Raw genomic sequence first — 19,027 nt, 5'->3', positions numbered from 1 at the left:
ACGGGGCCCATGCACGAGATGTCGATCGCGACGGCCGTCGTCGAACAGGTGGACGCCGCGGCGCGCCGGCACGGGGCCCGGGCGGTCGCGCGGGTGAGCCTGCAGATCGGCGAACTGGCCGGGGTGGTGCCCGCGGCCCTCGGCTTCTGCTTCGAACTGGCCTGCGCCGGAACGCTGGTGGCGGGCGCCGTGCTGGAGACCGAGGCGGTGGCGGGGCGGGCCAGGTGCGTGCCGTGCGCGGCCGAGTGGGCCGTCGGCATGCCGCCCGACCTGGGCTGCCCGCACTGCGCCGGCGGCCGGGTCGAACTGCTGGCGGGCCGCGAACTGCAGATCCTCGGCGTGGAGTGGGCCGCACGCCCGCCGGGCGCCGGTACCGGCGCCGGACAGGAAGGCTGAAACCCATGTGTCGCACGGTGGAACTCCGGCAGGCGGTCCTCGCCCGCAACGACGAGGGCGCCCGTGAACTGCGCGCCCGGCTGCTCGCCCGGGGCACCGTCGTGGTGAACCTGCTCTCCAGCCCGGGCAGCGGGAAGACGGCACTGCTGGAGGCCGAACTCGCGCTGGCCCGCGAGCGCGGGATCGCGGTCGCGGCGCTCACCGCCGACCTCGCGACGGAGAACGACGCGCTGCGGCTGGCCCGTTCGGGCGTGCCGGTGAAGCAGGTGCTCACCGACGGGCTGTGCCACCTGGAGACCGAGATGCTCACCGCGCAGCTGGCCGGCTGGCTGCCGCGGGACACCAGGCTGCTGTTCGTGGAGAACGTCGGCAACCTGGTCTGCCCGGCCTCCTACGACCTCGGCGAGTCGCTGCGGGTGGTGCTCGCCTCGGTCACCGAGGGGGAGGACAAGCCGCTCAAGTACCCGACCGCCTTCGGCCTGGCCAACCTGGTGCTGGTGACCAAGGCCGACCTCGCGGCGGCGGTGGAGTTCGACGAGGCCGCGTTCCTGGCCGCCGTCGCCCGGGTCAACCCGGGGGTGGAGGTGGTCCGCACCTCGGCCCGCACCGGGCAGGGGGCGGGGACGCTGCTGGAGCGGGCCTGCGCGGTGCTGGACGGCGCGCCGGTCCACCGGCCGGTGATGGCGGGCGCGCCGCAGCACGGGCACGGGCACGGGCACACGCACGGCCACTCCCACGCCCACTCCCACGGGCACGAGCACGAGCACGGGCACGGGCCCACGCACGCGGGCGCGGCGGCGGAGCGGTCGTGACGGTACGGCGCCGGGTGGCCGTCAGCGGGGTCGTCCAGGGCGTCGGCTTCCGGCCCTTCGTCTTCGCCCTCGCCACCGAGCTGGGCCTCGCCGGCACCGTCACCAACACCGGCGAGGGCGTACTGGCCGAGGTCGAGGGCGGGCCGGAGGCGGTCGAGGCGTTCTGCCGCCGGATCGCCGGGGACGCGCCGCCGCTCGCCCTGGTCGCCGCCGTGGAGCACGCGCCGCTCACCCCCACCGGCGCCCGCGGCTTCGCCATCACGCCGTCCCGCGACGGCGGCCCGCGCCGGACCCTGGTGCCGCCGGACACCGCCACCTGCGCCGACTGCCTCGCCGAACTCGCCGACCCGGCCGACCGCCGCCACCGCCACCCGTTCATCAGCTGCACCAACTGCGGACCGCGCCACACCATCGTCACCGGGCTGCCCTACGACCGCGCCAACACCACCATGGCCGGCTTCCCGCTCTGCCCGGACTGCACCCGGGAGTACACCGACCCCGCCGACCGGCGCTTCCACGCCCAGCCGCTCTGCTGCCACGCCTGCGGGCCCCGGCTCGCCCTCACCGTCCCCGGCCGGCCCGCCGTCGAGCGCGAGGCCGCCCTCGACGGGGCCCGCCGGCTGCTGCGCGAGGGAGCGGTCCTCGCCGTCAAGGGCCTCGGCGGCTACCACCTGGCGTGCGACGCCCGCAACGCGCCGAGCGTCACCCGGCTGCGCCGGCGCAAGCGCCGCGGCGCCAAGCCCTTCGCGCTGATGGCCCGCGACCTCACGGAGCTCGCCGCGCTCGTCCGGCTCGGCCCGGTCGAGGAGGAACTGCTCACCGGCCCGGCCCGGCCGATCGTGCTGCTGCGCCGCCCGGGCCCGGCCGCGGACGGGCTCGACGCGGTGGCACCCGGCAGCCCCGACCTCGGGGTGATGCTGCCGTACACCCCGCTGCACCACCTGCTGCTCGCCCCGCCCGGCCCCGGGCTGCTGGTGATGACCAGCGCCAACCTGTCCGGCGAGCCCATCGTGACCGACGACGCCGAGGCCCTCGCCCGGCTCGCCCCGCTGGTCGACGCCTGGCTGACGCACGACCGGGCCATCCACGTCCCCTGCGAGGACTCGGTGGTCCGGGTCGTCGACGGGGAGCAACTGCCGCTGCGGCGCTCGCGCGGCCACGCGCCGCTGCCGCTGCCGCTGCCCGTGCCGGTCCGGCCCGCGCTGGCGGCCGGCGGGGACGTCAAGAACACCTTCGCGCTGGCGGACGGCGGCTACGCCTGGCTGTCCGGGCACATCGGCGACATGGACGACCTCGCCACCCTCGGCGCCTTCGACCGCGCGGTGGCGCAGCTGGCGGCCGTCACCGCCGTGCGGCCCGAGGTGCTGGTGGTGGACCGCCACCCCGGCTACCGCTCCGCCCGGCACGCCCGGCGCACCCACCCGACGGCGCAGCCGCGGACGGTGCAGCACCACCACGCGCACATCGCCTCGGTCATGGCGGAGCACGGTCTCGACGGCCGCCGCCCGGTCATCGGCGTCGCCTTCGACGGCACCGGCTACGGCGACGACGGCGCGGTCTGGGGCGGCGAGGTGCTGCTCGCCGACTACGACGGCTTCCGGCGGTTCGGGCACCTCGGGTACGTGCCGCTGCCCGGCGGCGACGCGGCGGTGCGCCGCCCCTACCGGATGGCGCTCGCCCATCTGTGGGCCGCCGGTCTGCCCTGGACCGCCTCGCTGCCCGCCGTCCGGGCCTGCCCTGACGGCGAACGCGCGCTACTGGAGCGGCAGTTGACCCGCTCGCTGAACTGCGTGCCGACCTCCAGCATGGGCCGGCTGTTCGACGCGGTCTCCTCGCTGGCCGGGGTCTGCCAGCTGGCCGGCTACGAGGCGCAGGCGGCGGTCGAACTGGAGGCGGCGGCGCTGCAGCACGGCCCGGCCGACGGCTACGCCTTCGCGCTGCGCCCGGAGGACGGCGTCCTGGTCGGCGACCCCGGACCGGTGCTGGCGGGAGTGGTCGCCGACCTCGCCGCCGGCGCGCCGGCCGGCCTGGTCGCCGCCCGCTTCCACGCCGCGGTGGCCGGCCTCGTCCGCGCGTTGTGCCGGGCCGCCCGCGAGCGCTGCGGACTGGAGACGGTCGCGCTGAGCGGCGGGGTGTTCGCCAACGCGCTGCTCTCCGCCGACTGCGGGCGCGGCCTGCGGGCCGACGGCTTCACCGTGCTGCGCCACCGCCGGGTGCCCCCCAATGACGGCGGACTGGCGCTCGGCCAGCTGATGGTGGCCGCCCGGGCCGGCGGCCCGGGCGCCGGTTGAGAGGAGAGGGCGGATGTGTCTGGCGGTGCCCGGCAGGGTGATGGAGATCGCGGAGCGGGACGGCACGCGGATGGCGGTCGTCGACTTCGGCGGCGTCGTCAAGGATGTCTGCCTGGAGTACCTCCCCGATCTGGCGGTGGGTGAGTACGCCATCGTGCACGTGGGGTTCGCCCTGCAGCGGCTGGACGAGGAGTCGGCCCGGCGGACCCTCGACCTGTTCGCCGAACTCGGGCTGTTGCAGGAGGAGTTCGGGGACCCGTGGGAGGCGGCGGCCGGGCCGGCCGGAACGGAGGAGCGGAGTTGAGGTACCTGGAGGAGTTCCAGAACCCGGAGCTGGCGGGCGGGCTGCTCGCCGACATCCGGGCCGCGGTGACCAGGCCGTGGGCGCTGATGGAGGTGTGTGGCGGGCAGACGCACAGCATCATTCGGCACGGGATCGACCAACTGCTGCCCGAGGGTGTCGAGTTGATCCACGGGCCGGGCTGTCCGGTCTGTGTGACCCCGCTGGAGGTGATCGACCGGGCGCTGGCGATCGCCTCCCGGCCCGGGGTGATCTTCTGCTCCTTCGGCGACATGCTGCGGGTGCCGGGCACCGACCGCGACCTGTTCCGGGTCCGCGGCGAGGGCGGTGACGTCCGGGTGGTCTACTCGCCGCTGGACGCGCTGCGGATCGCCCGGGAGAACCCGGACCGCGAGGTGGTGTTCTTCGGCATCGGCTTCGAGACCACCGCGCCGCCCAACGCGATGGCCGTCCACCAGGCCAGGAAGCAGGGCGTGCGCAACTTCAGCATGCTGGTCTCGCACGTCCGGGTGCCCCCGGCCGTCGAGGCCATCATGAAGGCGCCGGACTGCCGGGTGCAGGCCTTCCTCGCGGCCGGGCACGTGTGCAGCGTGATGGGTGTCGAGGAGTACCCGGAGCTGGCCGAGCGCCATCGGGTGCCGATCGTGGTCACCGGCTTCGAACCGCTGGACATCCTGGAGGGGATCCGGCGCACCGTACGGCAGTTGGAGCGCGGCGAGCACACCGTCGACAACGCGTACCCGCGGGCCGTCCGGCCGGAGGGCAACCCGGCGGCCCGGGCGATGCTGGCGGACGTCTTCGAGGTGACCGACCGGGCCTGGCGGGGGATCGGGGTCATCCCGGGCAGCGGCTGGCGGCTCTCGCCGCGCTACCGTGACCACGACGCCGAGCACCGCTTCGACGTCACGGGGATCACCACCCGCGAGCCCGCGGCCTGCCGCAGCGGCGAGGTGCTCCAGGGGCTGCTCAAGCCCGACCGGTGCGAGGCGTTCGGCACCGTCTGCACCCCGCGCACCCCGCTGGGCGCCACCATGGTGTCCAGCGAGGGCGCCTGCGCCGCGTACTACCTCTACCGGCGGCTCGGCACGCCGGGCGTCCCCCGGGAGGCGAGCCCCGTTGGCTGACACCGTGACCCTGACCGGACCGGACCTCTCCGGCTGGAGCTGTCCGCTGCCGCTGCGCGACCACCCCCGGGTGGTGATGGGGCACGGAGGAGGCGGGGCGATGTCCGCCGAACTGGTGGCGGGCCTGTTCGCCCCGGCCTACGGCAACCGGACCCTGGCCGGCCTCGCGGACTCCGCCGTGCTGGAACTCGGCGGCGCCCGCCTCGCGTTCTCCACCGACTCCTACGTGGTGCGGCCGCTGTTCTTCCCCGGCGGCAGCATCGGCGACCTCGCCGTCAACGGCACGGTCAACGACCTCGCGATGAGCGGGGCGCGGCCCGCCTACCTGTCCTGCGGCTTCATCCTGGAGGAGGGGGTGGAGATGGCCGTGGTGGACCGCGTGGCGAAGGCCCTCGGCGCCGCCGCCCGGGCGGCCGGGGTGGAGGTGGTCACCGGCGACACCAAGGTGGTGGAGGCGGGCCGCGGCGACGGCGTCTACCTGAACACCGCCGGCATCGGGCTCGTCCCGGAGGGCGTGCGCATCGCGCCGCAGCGGGCGGTGCCGGGCGACGTGGTGATCGTCAGCGGGGACATCGGGCTGCACGGCGTCGCGATCATGAGCGTACGCGAGGGCCTGGAGTTCGGGGTCACGGTCGAGAGCGACTGCGCCGCGCTCGGCGGCCTGGTCGGGGCGATGCTCGCCGTCACCCCGGACCTCCACGCGCTGCGCGACCCCACCCGGGGCGGGCTGGGCGCGGCCCTCAACGAGATCGCGACGGCGGCCGGCGTGGGCGTGGTGGTGAACGAGCGGGCCGTCCCGGTGCCGCCCGAAGTGGCCAACGCCTGCGCCGTGCTGGGCCTCGACCCGATGTACGTCGCCAACGAGGGCAAGCTGGTCGCCTTCGTGCCGCGCGAGGAGGCGGACGCGGTGCTCGCCGCCATGCGGGCGCACCCCCGGGGCACGGGCGCGGCGGTGATCGGCGCGTGTGTGGCCGACCACCCCGGCACGGTCGTCGCCCGGACGGCGTTCGGCGGCACCCGGGTGGTGGACCTGCCGATGGGCGAGCAGCTGCCGAGGATCTGCTAGCTCCCGGCGCGAGCGGGGCCCCGGTGCGGTGGAACCTCCCGCGCCGGGGCCCCGCCCGTCCGGTCGCCCACGAACTCCCGCCGGGGTAGCGTCACTGGTGGTCACCGGGCCGTCGCGGACCGCTTGCCCGGGACGGGGCGCGGGCGCGGTCCGCCGTGGCCCCGTCGTCCCGCCCGCCGACCCGACAGGAGCGTCCCACCGTGGCCGTACCCACCACCTTCGACCAGCGCGCCACCGGCTTCGGCCTCCCGCTGGCCTACAACCTGGCGAAGGCCGCCGAGCTCGCCTACCAGGACGAGGCCACCATCGAGGCGCAGGCCCGCGCCTGGGGCTTCGACACCGTGCGCCACCACCGCACCCGCTTCACCCCGCCGTTCCCGCTCCAGGACACCCAGGCCTTCACGATGGCCGGCGAGCACATGATCGTCACCGCGTTCCGCGGCACCGAGCCCGCGCAGATCCGCGACTGGCTCACCGACAGCACCACGCCGCCCTGGCCCGGTCCCGCCCGCACCGGCTTCGTCCACTACGGCTTCGCCGAGGCCCTCGAATCCGTCTTCCCCGACGTCGCCAAGACCCTCGCCGAACTGCGCACCGACGGGCAGAGCGTCTGGTTCACCGGGCACAGCCTCGGCGGGGCGCTCGCGATGCTCACCGCCGCCCGGCTGAGCCTGGAGGACCCCCGGCTGCGGGCCGACGGCGTCTACACCTTCGGCCAGCCCCGCACCTGCGACCGCCTGCTGGCCGCCGCCTACGACCAGGGCCTCCAGGGCCGCACCCACCGCTTCGTCCACGCCAACGACATCGTGCCGCAGCTGCCCCCGGAGCCCGCCTTCACCCATGTGGAGACGCTGCACCACATCGACTCGGCGGGCCGGCTGCGCGAGCGGACCGGACTGGTGGGCGGCCTGGCCGACCGCGCCAAGGGGCTGGGCGCCGCCGCGTTCTCCCCGGACGGCGAGGGCATCCGCGACCACCTGATGCGCAACTACCTCGCCGCCCTGGAGAAGGCCCTCGCCTGACCGCGCCGCAGCGCCCGGCGCCCGGCGCCCGACGTCCCGGCGCACGGCGGAGGCACCGGGCCCCGCCGTGCGCCGGGTTCCGCCTACCGCTCGTGGAGCGCCCACGCGCTGCTGTCGACCTTCACCGAGCCGGGCAGCGCGATGAGTTCGGGCTTGAACAGCGGGGGAGCGCCCATCGCGGGCTCCCAGGTCGCCAGCTTCTCGTCCTGGGGGACCTCGATGTGCCGGCCGGCGGCGAGGTCGGAGACCACCCGGAGCAGCAGGCGCACCCCGAGCGGTGCCAGCTGGTCGCGCCACAGGCTCTGCGCGGTCGAGCCCGGGGGCACGAACAGGTGCTCCTGGGCGGCGAGCGGGCCGGCGTCGGTGCGCTCGGTGAGGTGGTAGACGCTCCCGCCGGTCACCTTGTCGCCGTCGCGGATCGTCCACCGGATCGCGTCCCGGCCGCGGTGCAGCGGCAGCAGACTGGGGTGGTAGCCGATCGTCGCGATGCCGGCCCGGGCGCGGGTCTGACGGCCGAGGAAGGCGTGCGAGTGCGCGGCGATGATGACGTCCACGCCGTCCGGGACGTGCCGCGCCCGCAGTTCGGCGGAGTCCGTCCACGGGATGTCCCGGTGGTAGGCCCAGGAGCGCAGGCGGTCCCAGCACATCGCGTCGCCCTCGTCGGACCTCCCCTTGCGCAGCCGGGGTGCGGCCGCCCCGGTGATCTTGTGCCCCTTGTCCAACAGGGCCTCCGCGACCTGCACCGCGAACGCCCCCTGTCCCGAGATGTAGATGTTCACCGGTCCTCCTGCGGTCGCGGGTCGGGTGCCTTCAGTCCGGAGTGGTCGGGGTGGAACAGCACCGGCATGGTGGAGAACCCGGTCAGGAAGTTGGACCGGATCGGCAGGGCCTCGCCGTTCTGCTCGAAGCCGGTGGTGAAGTCCCGCAGCGCCGTGAGCAGTTCGGCGATCTCCACCTTCGCCAGGTACGAGCCGACGCAGAAGTGCGGGCCGTAGCCGAAGGCCAGGTGCTTGTTGGGGGTGCGGCCGAGGTCGAACACCCCGGGCCGGGCGAAGACCCGCTCGTCCCGGTTGCCGGAGGCGTGCCAGAGCGTCAGGATCTCGCCCGGGCGCAGCCGCACGCCGTGCAGTTCGGTCTCCCGCTCGACGCTGCGCCCGAAGTGCATCGTGGGCGAGGCCCAGCGCAGCACCTCCTCGACGGCGGTCCCGACGGCGACCTCGCCGCGCTTGAGCCGCTGCCACTGGTCCGGCCGGGCGGCGAGGGTGCGGACGCAGTCGATCATCGTCAGCCGGCTGGTCTCGTCGCCGCCGATGATCAGGCTGTAGCAGTTGAGCACGACGTCCTCGTCGGACAGCGGCACGCCGTCGACGGCGCTGTCGATCAGCATGCTGATCACGTCGTCGCCCGGGTTCTCGCGCCGTTCCTCGACGACGTCCATGAAGTACATCAGGATCTCGTTGCGGGCCATCTCGGAGTCGAGCTCGTCGACGGACTCGTCCTCGGCCGAGAGCGCGGTCCTGGTCAGGCCGAGCAGGTACTCCCGGTCCTGCTCGGGCACGCCGAGCAGGTTCGAGATCGTGGTCATCGGGATCCGGCTCGCGATCCGCTCCGCGAAGTCGCAGCCGCCCGACTCCACGGCCTCGCGGATCCACCGCCGGGTGTTGGCCCGCACGGTCAGTGCGACCTCGTCGAGCACCCGCGGGGACAGCACCCGCTGGAGGATCTTGCGCAGCTCCAGGTGCCGGGGTCCGTCGGTGACGGCCAGCATCCGGCCGGCGCCGGCGTCACCGCCCTCCAGCAGGGTGACGAGCACATTGCCGCGCTGGGACGTGAGGTTCACGTTGTCCCGGTAGGCGTTCATGATGTCCTCGTGGCGCGAGAGCACCCAGAATCCGGGCCGCCCGTCGGCCGGCGGGTTCCAGTGCAGCGGGGCGGTGTCGCGCAGGGTGCGCCAGAAGCCGGTGAGGTCGTGGTCGGCGAAGGTGGCCGGGTCGCCCAGGTCCACCGTGTCCGGTGCCGGGGTGGTCACGGTCACCAGTCCGTCCGCCAGAAGCGGCGGGGCCGGAACGGGTAGGTGGGCAGCGGCACCCGGTGGCTGGCCTCCCCGCGGTGCAGGGCCTCGAAGTCCACCTGCCGGCCGCCCACCCAGGCGGCGGCCAGCTCGGACAGCGCCCGCGCGTGGGGACCGGAGGGCACGATGCCCCGCTCCGTGCGGGTGAAGTCGTCGGGGCCCGGCTGCGGGGCGTCGGCGGTGCTGACGGCGGCCGGCCCGCCGGCGTCGCCGGACAGCGCCGCGAGCAGCTCCGCGCGGCTGCGGACCACCGCCGCCCACCGCCGGGCCATCACCTTGCGGCCGAGGTTGAGGCTGAAGCAGACGTCGTCCAGCCGGAGCCCGGGGTCGGCCTCCAGCCACGCCCGGAGCCGCTCGCGCTGACGGGCCAGCGCCTCGTCGTCCAGGGCGGAGAGGGTGGCCAGCCGCGGCCGGCCCGTCTCCTCGGGCGCCCGCGCGGCAGTGGCCGGCGCCTCCTCCAGCAGCAGGTGGGCGTTGTAGCCGCCGCCCCCGATCGAGGTGATCCCGGCGCGGCGGACGCCGGCCTCCGGCTCCCAGCCGGCCCCTTCGAGCTGCGGCACGAACGGGGTGCCCGGCAGGTCGAGGTCGGGGTTGACCTCGGTCAGGTTGATCGTCGCCGGCAGCGTCCGGTGGTACAGCGACAGCGCGGCCTTGATCGCGCCGAAGCCGCCCGACACCACGCCGCCGTGGCCCACGTTGCCCTTGACCCCGCCGATCGAGGTGGTGGCGGTCTGCTTGCCGAACGCCATGCTCGCCGCGTGCACCTCCAGTTCGTCGGTGACCGGCATGCCGAGCCCGTTCGCCTCGTACATGGACACGGTGTCCGGGGTGACGCCGCCGACCTCCATGGCGCTCGCGATGCAGGCGCTCAGCCGCTCGGGCTGCGCCAGGCCGTAGGCCATCGCGCTGACCCCGTTGTTGTTGACGGCCGATCCCTTGACCACGGCGTAGATGTGGTCGCGGTCGGCGACGGCCCGGCCCAGCGGCTTCAGCAGCACGGTGACCACACCGCTGGACAGCGCGGTGCCGGTGCCGTTGGCGTCGAACGGGCGGCAGTGACCGTCCTTCGACAGGATGCGGTTCTCCTCCCACAGGTGGCCGCGGGGGTGCGGCAGCCGGACCATCGCGCCGCCGGCGATCGCCAGGTCGGTCTGGCCGAGCAGCAGCGACTGGCAGGCCAGGTGCACCGCGTAGTGGAAGCCCGCGCAGACGGCGGCGACGGTGACGGCCTCACCGGTCAGCCCCATGTAGTACAGCGCGTTGGAGGTCATGGTGTCCGGCGACCACGCCAGGCTGGCCTCGATCGCCTCGGGGCCGACCGACACCCGGTCCGGCGGGGAGCTGTAGAGCGCGGCGGTCTGCGGGTTGTTGGCGCCGTACATGCCGACCTCGGCCTTCAGCCGGTCGGGGTCGTAGCCGCCGTCCTCCAACGTCTCCCAGGCGCTCTCCAGGAAGAGCCGGTTCTCCGGGGTCATCGCGGCGGCCATCCGGTCGCTGATGCCGAACACCGAGGGGTCGAACTGGTCGTAGGTGTCGAGCACGCCGCAGGCCCGGACGTAGAACGGGCTGTGGATCAGCGTCTCGTCGACATGGATGTCGTCCTTGGCCAGGAAGCTGATGGACTCCCGGCCGTGGACCAGGTTGTCCCAGAACTGCTCCTTGGTGCGGGCTCCGGGCGCCCGCAGGGACATACCGATCACGGCCACGTCGCCCGGGTCGTACTCCTGCTCGGGGCTGTCGGTCATGGGAAGGCTCCTGCTTCGTCGTCGAGGGAAGGGTGGCTCAGCGGCCGGTGGCGCCACCGCGCCCGCGCAGCGCGGCACGGCGGGCGGTGGCACGAGCACGGGCGGACCGGACCACCTCGGGGGCTTCGCCGCTCTCGTCGTCGAGCCAGCGGGCGAGGGAGGCGATGTCGCGGAAGCTGAAGAGGTCGGGCACCCGCACGCGCCGCTCGAAGCGCCGGGTCATCAGCCGGGCGAGGCGGACCAGCAGCAGCGAGTCGCCGCCCAGGTCGTAGAAGGCGGACTGGACGTCGATGCCCGAGGGGTCGAGGTCGAGCAGCTGGCCCCAGATCTCCGCCAGGGCCACCTCGGTCGGCGTGCTCGCGGCCGTCAGCGGGGCGCCGGTGCCGGCGGCCGGCGGCTCGGGCAGTGCGGCACGGTCGAGCTTCCCGCCCGGCCCCAGCGGCAGGGCCGGAAGGAACACCAGCGTCGCGGGCACCATGTAGTCGGGCAGTTCGGCGGCGAGCCGCCCGGTGACGGCGCCCTGGAGCGCGGCGTCCAGCCGCGGGCCGTCCGGCGCGGCGCCCTCGCCCGCGGGCACCACGTAGCCGAGCAGCCGGTTGCCCCGGACGGCGGCGGCCGCCTCCCGCACCTCGGGGCAGGCGGTCAGCCGGGCCTCGACCTCCTCCAGCTCGATGCGGTAGCCGCGCAGTTTGACCTGGTGGTCGGTGCGGCCGAGGAAGCGCAGCTCGCCGGAGGGGGTGAACGCGACCAGGTCGCCGGTGCGGTACATCCGCGCGTCACCGCCGGCGAACGGGTCCGGCAGGAAGCGCTCGGCCGTGGTCTGCGGCCGGTTGACGTAGCCGTGCGCCACCTTGGGGCCGCCGAGGAAGAGCTCGCCGGGCTCCCCGGCCGGGACCGGCTTCAGGTCGCCGTCCAGCACGTGGATCCGGTCGGCGGTCGTCGGCGGGCCGATCGTCGGCTCCTCGGTCCCGCCCTCGGGCACCGGGCCGAAGGAGCAGAACACGGTGCCCTCGGTGGGGCCGTAGGCGTTGTACACCCGCTCGGCGGTGGTCTCGCGGTAGGTCCGGTCCACCAGCTTGCGGCGCAGCGCCTCGCCGCCGAACACGACGGAGCGCACGTTCGGCGGCAGCGCCCCGGCGTCCAGCAGGCCGTTCATCACCGACGGCACGACGTTCAGATGGGTGATCCGGTCGGCGTACCGGCTCTCCGCCAGGTGCACGGCGCTCTCGACGAGCACCACGGTGCCGCCGCGGCAGAGCGCGTTGAAGATCTCCATCACGGACATGTCGAAGCACACCGAGCTCGCCGCCGCCACGCCGCTCAGGTCGCAGCCCTCCAGGGCGCGGTCCATCTCGGAGAGCATCGCCACGCAGCCGCCGTGGTGCACGGCCACGCCCTTGGGCCGGCCGGTGGAGCCGGAGGTGTAGATGATGTACGCGGTGTCCTCGGGCACGACCGCGGCGGGCTCGGCGCCGGGCTCGACGGTCACGGTGTCGCCCAGCACCACCACGGTCGGCCCCGGCGGGCAGGCGGCGCGGGAGGCGGGCGTGGTCAGCAGCAGCCCGGTCCCGCTGTCGCCGACCATGAAGCCCAGCCGGTCGGCGGGGTAGTTCGGGTCCAGCGGCAGGTAGCAGGACCCGGTGCGCAGGGTCGCCAGGACGGCGACCAGCAGGTCGGGGGTGCGCTCGACGCAGATGCCGACCGGCACGCCGGGGCCCGCGCCGACGGCGGTCAGCCGCTCGGCCAGCAGCCGGGAGCGCTCGTTCAGTTCGCCGTACGTCAGGACGCCGGCGTCGGAGCAGACGGCGGTCGCGTCGGGGTTCTTGACCGCTTGGGCGAGGAACTCGGAGTGCAGGGTCTCGGTCATTGGTCCGTCTCCTCGGGGAGGCCGGCCGGCGCCACGGCGCCGAGGGCCAGGTCGGGGTGGGCGATCGAGTCGAAGAGCACCGTGCGGAAGAGTGCGAGCAGCGCGGTGACGGTGTGCCGTTCCAGGTAGCTCGGTTTGAACTGGACGTGGCCGGCCACCCGGCCGTCGATGTCGGCCATCGAGATCTCCAGGTCGAACTTGGCGAGGTGACGGCGCACCTGGAGCGGTTCGAGCGGCAGCGCGCCGTCCGGCGACAGGGTGTCGCCGACGCCGTGGAAGAGCTTGACGGCGCGGGGGAAGGCGTCCGAGGACAGCCAGTTCACCACCACGTCGAACCACGGCGAACGGCCCTCGGCGCGCGGCGGCTTCAGCTGGGAGGCCAGCAGGTCGAGCGGGTAGTCCATGTGTTCCAGGAGGCCGAGCGAGAAGGCGTGCACCTCGCCCAGCAGCACCCGGAAGCTGCGGTCGGGGGCCGGGTTCGCCCGGACCAGCACGGTGTTGAGGTAGTAGCCGACGGCGGACTCCCAGCCGGGCTCGGAGCGCTGGGCGATCGCGGTGGCCAGCACCGCGTCCTCGGTGCCGACCGCGCGGTTGAGCGTGGCGAAGAACCCGGCCAGCACCACCGTGCTGACCGACACGCCCTCGCGCACCGCGAACTCCCGCAGCAGACGGGTCTCCTCGGCGCTCCAGCGGAACGCGAGGTCGCGGCCCTCGTAGGTGACGCCGGGCGGCCGCTCCTTGTCGGACAGGTCGAGCCGGGCGGGCGGGTCCTCCAGCTGCCGGGACCACCAGTCCAGCGCCGCCCCGGCCGCCGGACCCGCCAGCCAATCCCGCTCGCGGGTGACGAACTCGGTGTAGGGGGCGGCGGGTTCGAGCCCGGCCGGGTCGGCGCCCTGGTAGAACTCCTGGATCTCGCGGATCATCACCTCGGCCGAGGCCGCGTCCGAGGCGATGTGGTGGACGAGCACCAGCAGGTAGTGGTCGGCCGGTTCCCGGGTCAGGAGGACGATCCGCACCAGTGGCCCGTTGTCCAGGTCGAGCGGTTCGTGGCCGCGGCGGGCGAGTTCCTCGCGGGCCTCCTCCGGGTCCAGGGCGGAGCCGTCGACCACGGTGAACTCGTACACCGGCTCGTCCAGCACCACCTGGTACGGGCGGCCGCCCGCCTCCACGAACAGCGTGCGCAGGGAGGGGTGGCGGTCCATGACGGCGCGGACCGCGTGTTCGAGGACCTTCTCGTCGACCGCGGCGCGGATCCGGGCGGTCACCATGAAGTTGTAGGGCACGGCGTCCGGCGCGACCATCTGCATGAACCAGAGCGAGGCCTGGCCGTGCGAGGCCGGGGCGAGCAGGAGCCCGGAACCCTCGGCGCGCAGCTGCTCCAGGGCCGGGGCGTCGGTGGCTTCCAGCAGCCCGCGCGCGTCGAGCTCCTCCACCAGCTCCTCGGCGTCCAGTTCGGACAGCTCGTCGAGGAAGCTCCGGTCCGGGACGGGCTCGTTCCGCAGGACGGGGACCGGGACCGGGCCCGGGGTGAGGGAGGGGGTGGGGACGGCGGCGGGGGCCGGGGCGGGCGCGGGCGCGGGCGGTGCCCCGGTGGTGAGCCCGGTGAAGTGGGCGACCACCTCGGCGATGCTCCGGCCGTCCAGGAACACCACCGGCGACACCCGGTGCCCGAGCACCGACTGCATCCGGTTGACCAGCCGGATCGCCAGCATGGAGTCCAGACCGAAGTCCCGCAGCGCGGCGTCGGCCTCGAACCGTGCGACCGGTACGCCCAGCGCGTCGGCGAGTTCGGCGAGCACCACCTCCTCCACGGGGCGCCGCTGCGCCGTCGGCGCGGGAGCGGCCGACTCCGCCGCCGACTCCGCCGCCGCGGCCACCGTCACGGCCGCGACGGCCGGGGCCGGCGCGGGCGCGGCCACGGGACGGGGCTCGGTGTCGATCCAGTAGCGCTCCTTCTGCCACTGGACGAGCGGGGTCTCCACCAGCTCGACGTCGTCGGCGAACAGCGCGTCGAAGGCCAGCGGCACGCCCCGGACGTACAGCGAGGCAGCGGCGCCGAGGAGGCAGCGGACGTCGCTCTCGCCGCGCCGCAGCGAGTTGACCGCGTGCACCGGGGCGCCGCGGGTGAGCGCGATCTCCTCGACCGCGCCGCGCAGCGTCTCGTGCGGGCCGATCTCGATGAAGGTGCCGACCCCCCGGTCGACCAGCGCGCCGATCGTCGCGGCGAAGCGGACCTGGTTGCGCAGGTTCTGCACCCAGTAGTCCTCGTCGGCGACCGGGTTCACCGCGCCGGCCAGCGCCGTGGAGTGGAAGTCGATGCCGGGCGGCAGCGGGGCGATGCCCTCGATGCCCGCGCGCAGCGGCTGGATCAGCGGATCCATGCCGGGGCTGTGCACCGGCCGTTCCACCCGGATCCGCCGGACCGAGACCCCGGCCGCCCGCAGCTCGGCCTCCAGCGCGTCGACGGCCCCGGGCGAACCGGAGACCGCCGCGCTGGTGGGGCTGTTGACCACGGCGACGGCCGCGTGCGCGGCGTGGCGGGCGAGCCACGGCCGCAGCTCCGCCTCCGGCAGGTCCACCGAGATCATGGCACCCTCGGCGGCCAGGTGCTGGAGCAGCCGCGAACGGGTCACCACCACGCGGGCGGCGTCCTCCAGCGACAGCGCACCGGCCACGCAGGCGGCCGCGACCTCGCCCAGGCTGTGCCCGACCACGGCGGCCGGTTCGATGCCGAGCGAGAGCCAGACCTTCGCCAGCGACACCTGGAGGGCGAACAGCACCGGCTGCTGGACGTCCATCTCCTCGTACCCCGCCTCCTCGGCCGGGGCGGCGAGCCGGTCGAGCACCGCGGGGCCGCCGGCCGCCCGCACGGCGGCGTCGCAGGCGTGCATCCAGCCGCGGAAACCGGCGTGCGAGCGCAGGAGTTCACGGCCCATGCCGACCCACTGGGTGCCGCCGCCCGAGAACACCAGCGCCACCCGGCGGTCGGCGCTGCCGGAGACCGTGCCCGCGACGACGTCGGGGTGCGGCTGCCCGGCGGCGACCCGGGCGAGGCCGTCCAGGACGTCCTGCCGGTCGCGGGCGAACAGGGCGACCCGGTGGCCGTGGTGGCTGCGCCGGGCGGCGAGCGTGTAGGCGAGGTCGCGGACCCGCAGCCCGGGGTCGCGTTCGACGTGGTTGGACAGCTCGCGGCAGGTGTCGCTCAGCGCGCCCGCCGTCCGGGCCGAGACGGTGACGAGGTGCACCTGCCCGTCGGGCACGGCGTCGCCGTGGCCCGGTGCGACGTGCCGCCCCCGGTCGCCCGCCAGGAACGGGTGGGCGGCGACGGGCAGTCCGGCGGCGTACAGGGCGCCGAGCGAGCCGAGCAGCACGTCGGCCTCGTCGGCGCCGCGCCGCAGCGAGGGCAGGGTGGCCGCGGTCAGCAGCTCCGCCGCCGACTTGAGCAGGACGGGGTGCGGGCTGATCTCGACCACCGCGTCGACGTCGTGGTCGCGCAGCCCGGTCAGGGCGTCGACCATCCGGATCTCCCGGCGCAGGTTGTCCGCCCAGTAGTCCGGCCCGAGTTCCGCGCCGTCGACCCGCTCACCGGTGACCGACGAGATCATCGGGACCCGGGCGGTGCGCGGCCGGATGCCGTCGAGCGCGGCCCGCAGCGGCGCGAGCACCTGGTCGACCAGCGGGGAGTGCGGGGCGTGGCCCATCCGCACCCGGTGGCTGGTGACACCCTCGTCGGTCAGCCGCGCCACGAGCGCGTCGATCTCCTCCGGGGTGCCGGTGACCAGGGTGGAGCCCAGCCCGTTGCGGCCGGAGACGGTGAGCCGGCCACTCAGGTACGGCTCGACCCGGGCCGCGGAGGTCATCACCACGATGCCCTCGCCGCGCCCCACGGCCAACTGCTGGAGCAGTCGCCCGTGGTGGGCGGCCAGCCGGGAGGCGTCGTCGAAGTCGAGCGCGCCCGCGACGTGGGCGGCGGCGAACTCGCCGACGCTCTGCCCGACCACGACGTCCGGCTCCACGCCCAGCGCGCGCCAGGCCTCGGCGAGTGCGACCTGCATCGAGAACAGCAGCGGCTGGAAGACGTCCATGTCGTCGAGGCGGCCCTCGGGGGAGAGCAGCTGCTCGACGATCGAGAAGCCCAGCAGCTCCCGCATCCGCCGGTCGGACGCCATCATGGAGCGCCGGAACACCGGCAGCCCGGCGAGCAGTTGCCGGCCCATGCCGGCCCACTGGGAGCCGTTGCCGGAGAACAGGAACGCCACCCGGGGGCCGCGCCCGGTGGACTCGCCGACGCTCAGCCCGGCGGTCGCCCCACCGGCGGCGAAGGCGTCGAGCTTGCTCCTGAGCTCGGCCATGTCGCGGGCGGTGGCCGCCAGCCGGAACGCGCCGTCGCCGGGGGTGCGGCGGCACAGCGCCCGCAGGTCGGTCCCGTCGCGCAGCGCCAGGGCCCGTTCGGCCAGCTCCTCCCGGGAGTCGGCGGCCAGCAGGAGCAGCGAGCTCTCGGGGCGGGGCAGTTCCTCGACGGCCACGTGACAGATCGCGCCGCCGAAGCCGAAGGAACTGACGCCGCCGCGGCGGGCGTCGGAGCGGCGCGGCCACGGCGTCAGCCGGTCCTGGACGGTGAGGTTGTGGGCGTCGAACATGATCTGCGGGTTGGGCGCGCTGTAGTGCAGGCTCGGCGGCAGCACGCCGTTGCGCATCGACAGCGCGAGTTTGACCAGGCCGACGATGCCGGCGGCGGCCTCCAGGTGGCCCACGTTGGACTTGACGGAGCCCAGCCGCAGCGGTTCCGCGCGGTCGGTGCCGCCCAGCACCGCGCCGATGGCGTTGGCCTCGATCGGGTCGCCGAGGGGCGTCGCGGAGCCGTGGCACTCGATGTAGTCCACGAGGTGCGGGTCGATGCCGGCCCGCCGGTAGGCGGTGCGCAGCATCTTCTCCTGCGCCTGCGGGTTCGGCGCCGTCATGCCGTTGCTCGGGCCGTCGTTGTTCGAGGAGCTGCCCTTGATCAGGCAGTACACCGGCAGGTCGCGCTCCAGGGCCACGCTCAGCGGGGCGAGCACGACCACGCCGGCGCCCTCGCCGCGGACGTAGCCGTCGGCGCGGGCGTCGAAGGACTTGCAGCGGCCGTCCGGGGCGAGCGCGCCCATCTGGTCCATGGCGGTGTAGTAGTCGGAGACGAAACTCAGGTTGACGCCGCCGGCCAGCACCAGGTCGCTCTCGCCGAGCTGGATCGACTGGCAGCCGACGTGCACCGAGACCAGCGAGCCGGCGCAGGCGGCGTCGATGGCCATGCTCGGGCCCTGGAGGCCGAGCAGGTAGGAGACCCGGTTGGCGATGATGCCGTCATGCATGCCGGTCGCGGTGTGCGGGGTGATCTGCGCGTCCGGCCCGCGGTAGTGGGCCAGCGCGGCGTAGTCGCCCCAACAGGAGGCCATGAACACGCCGGTGTCGCTGCCGACCAGGCTCAGCGGCGGGATTCCCGCGTCCTCCAGCGCCTCCCAGCAGAGTTCCAGGACCAGCCGTTGCTGGGGGTCCATCTGGACGGCTTCGCGGGGTGAGATGCCGAAGAACAGCGGGTCGAAGCGGTCGATGCCGTCGATGAAGCCGCCCCAGCGCACCCGGTCGTTCAGCAGCTCGCGCCGTGCGGCCGGGACCGGTCCGACGGCGTCGCCGCCCTCGGTGAGCAGCCGCCAGAAGGCGGAGGGGTCCGGTCCGCCGGGGAACCGGCAGCCGATGCCCACGACCGCGACGGGCTCGTGCGGGGACGGCCGGCGCTCGCCGCGGTCGGTGCCCGGGGCCCGGGCGGCGGCCTGCGGTCCGTCGACGAGGGCCCGGGCCAGACCGTCGACGGTCGGGTACTGCCACATCCATGTGGCAGGTACCTGCCAACCGATGAAGGCGGAGAGCGCGGCCGCGAGGCTCACCGACCTCAGTGAGTCCAGCCCGTAGCGGTGCATGGGCGCCCGGCGGTCCACCGAGGACGGGGAGAGGTCCAAAATTTCGGCAAAACGGGACACCAGGAAGTCCGTCACGGTGGACAGGTCTCGCGCTGCGTGTTCCTGGGGCATGGTGACTCCCTCGGCAGGGCGGATGGAGGAAAGGAAAAAGGGCGGAGCGGGGCGCCGGCGCGGCGCGGCCGAGGTCGGCGAGGGGGCCGACCTGGGCATGACAGATGAAGGCCGCGCACGGGGCGCGCGGGTTCCGGCGGTGCGCAGGGACGGAGGCCGACCCGGCGTCACGCGGCCGGAATCGGATCGACTTGGCGGTACGGGAGGGTGGTCCGGTTCAGCGGTGCCCGGTGTCCTGTCGTCACTGCCCGATGGATGACAGGAGCA

The 19,027-nt window shown here is 74.7% G+C and carries 12 protein-coding genes; 7 read left to right on the top strand and 5 right to left on the bottom strand.

Features of this window, described 5'->3' with window-relative positions; genetic code table 11:
* The first annotated feature begins 9 nt into the window (after positions 1 to 9).
* The 7 genes from hypA to ACFVVL_RS00155 all read left to right on the top strand — a co-directional run bounded on the left by hypA (position 10) and on the right by ACFVVL_RS00155 (position 7,012).
* Entirely contained in the window at positions 10 to 396 is a 387-nt protein-coding gene (gene hypA / locus ACFVVL_RS00185; RefSeq protein WP_387670117.1) for a hydrogenase maturation nickel metallochaperone HypA, read from the top strand.
* A gap of 5 nt (positions 397 to 401) precedes the next feature.
* Positions 402 to 1,208: a hydrogenase nickel incorporation protein HypB gene (gene hypB, locus ACFVVL_RS00180; RefSeq protein WP_387670115.1), complete on the top strand. Its 807-nt coding sequence runs from the start codon at positions 402 to 404 to the stop codon at positions 1,206 to 1,208.
* Positions 1,205 to 3,499, top strand: coding sequence for a carbamoyltransferase HypF (gene hypF, locus ACFVVL_RS00175; protein ID WP_387670112.1), 2,295 nt, complete (start codon positions 1,205 to 1,207; stop codon positions 3,497 to 3,499). The genes hypB and hypF overlap by 4 nt, the downstream gene beginning before the upstream one ends.
* Positions 3,500 to 3,512: 13 nt before the next feature.
* Positions 3,513 to 3,803 carry a HypC/HybG/HupF family hydrogenase formation chaperone gene (locus ACFVVL_RS00170; protein WP_380290313.1) on the top strand — a complete coding sequence of 97 codons (291 nt, stop codon included), beginning with the start codon at positions 3,513 to 3,515 and terminating at the stop codon, positions 3,801 to 3,803.
* A complete protein-coding gene (hypD, locus tag ACFVVL_RS00165) occupies positions 3,800 to 4,924 on the top strand; it encodes a hydrogenase formation protein HypD (protein WP_387670109.1) in 1,125 nt (374 codons plus the stop codon). Before ACFVVL_RS00170 ends, hypD begins: the two co-directional genes overlap by 4 nt.
* Positions 4,917 to 5,990 carry a hydrogenase expression/formation protein HypE gene (gene hypE, locus ACFVVL_RS00160; protein ID WP_387670106.1) on the top strand — a complete coding sequence of 358 codons (1,074 nt, stop codon included), beginning with the start codon at positions 4,917 to 4,919 and terminating at the stop codon, positions 5,988 to 5,990. The genes hypD and hypE overlap by 8 nt, the downstream gene beginning before the upstream one ends.
* A gap of 200 nt (positions 5,991 to 6,190) precedes the next feature.
* A complete protein-coding gene (locus ACFVVL_RS00155; protein ID WP_387670103.1) occupies positions 6,191 to 7,012 on the top strand; it encodes a lipase family protein in 822 nt (273 codons plus the stop codon).
* Positions 7,013 to 7,095: 83 nt separating this feature from the next.
* On the opposite strand, the gene ACFVVL_RS00150 is transcribed toward ACFVVL_RS00155, so the two are convergent.
* Genes ACFVVL_RS00150 through ACFVVL_RS00130 form a run of 5 tightly spaced genes read right to left on the bottom strand, consistent with a single transcriptional unit; the run spans position 7,096 to position 18,760 of the window.
* Positions 7,096 to 7,791, bottom strand: a complete 696-nt coding sequence (locus ACFVVL_RS00150; RefSeq protein ID WP_380290320.1) for a formyltransferase family protein — start codon at positions 7,789 to 7,791, stop codon at positions 7,096 to 7,098.
* Positions 7,788 to 9,047, bottom strand: coding sequence for a cytochrome P450 (locus tag ACFVVL_RS00145; RefSeq protein WP_387670099.1), 1,260 nt, complete (start codon positions 9,045 to 9,047; stop codon positions 7,788 to 7,790). The genes ACFVVL_RS00150 and ACFVVL_RS00145 overlap by 4 nt, the downstream gene beginning before the upstream one ends.
* Complete coding sequence (locus ACFVVL_RS00140) at positions 9,044 to 10,828, bottom strand: beta-ketoacyl synthase N-terminal-like domain-containing protein (protein WP_387670096.1); 1,785 nt, start codon at positions 10,826 to 10,828, stop codon at positions 9,044 to 9,046. The genes ACFVVL_RS00145 and ACFVVL_RS00140 overlap by 4 nt, the downstream gene beginning before the upstream one ends.
* Before the next feature lie 37 nt (positions 10,829 to 10,865).
* Positions 10,866 to 12,695 carry an amino acid adenylation domain-containing protein gene (locus tag ACFVVL_RS00135; RefSeq protein ID WP_387670093.1) on the bottom strand — a complete coding sequence of 610 codons (1,830 nt, stop codon included), beginning with the start codon at positions 12,693 to 12,695 and terminating at the stop codon, positions 10,866 to 10,868.
* Complete coding sequence (locus ACFVVL_RS00130; RefSeq protein ID WP_387670090.1) at positions 12,692 to 18,760, bottom strand: acyltransferase domain-containing protein; 6,069 nt, start codon at positions 18,758 to 18,760, stop codon at positions 12,692 to 12,694. Before ACFVVL_RS00130 ends, ACFVVL_RS00135 begins: the two co-directional genes overlap by 4 nt.
* Between the last annotated feature and the right edge of the window lie 267 nt (positions 18,761 to 19,027).

The organism is Kitasatospora sp. NPDC058115 (assembly GCF_042884635.1).
Classification (GTDB): Bacteria; Actinomycetota; Actinomycetes; order Streptomycetales; family Streptomycetaceae; genus Kitasatospora.
Note: the sequence above shows the minus strand (reverse complement) of the source record. Positions and strands in the feature narration are given on the sequence as shown.